The sequence below is a fragment of the Bacillus sp. HY001 genome, assembly GCF_007558965.1.
Taxonomy (GTDB): Bacteria; Bacillota; Bacilli; order Bacillales; family Bacillaceae_G; genus Bacillus_A; species Bacillus_A mobilis.
In genome coordinates, this window is sequence record NZ_VLTE01000358.1 from 1 (window position 1) to 394 (window position 394).

Annotated in this window: 1 protein-coding gene; it reads left to right on the plus strand. The window is 39.6% G+C overall.

What is annotated here, in order from left to right; all coding sequences use genetic code 11:
• On the plus strand, window positions 1-394 hold a 394-nt coding region (locus FOT98_RS31730; RefSeq protein ID WP_260851166.1), incomplete at both ends, for an alpha/beta hydrolase-fold protein.

The window sequence follows — 394 nt, forward strand, 5'->3', positions numbered from 1 at the left end:
TTTTAGTCAAAAAAGTGGATTCCAACGTTTGGCTGAAAAGCATCAAGTTGCAGTAATCATGCCAGATACTTCACCGCGTGGAGAACACGTTTCAGATGTTGCAGCATGGGATCTTGGACAAGGAGCAGGTTTTTATGTAAATGCTACCGAGGAGCCTTGGGCAAAGCAGTATAAAATGTATTCCTATATAGTAGATGAATTAACATCCATTGCTTCGACTATCGTACCTAATTTTTCAGGTGAAGAAAGTATAATGGGACATTCAATGGGAGGACATGGGGCTTTAGTGATTGGTTTGAAAAATGCTAAGAGATTCAAAGCAATTTCTGCTTTTTCGCCAATCTTAACCCCTAGTCAAGTTCCGTGGGGAATCAATGCTTTCACTTCTTATTTA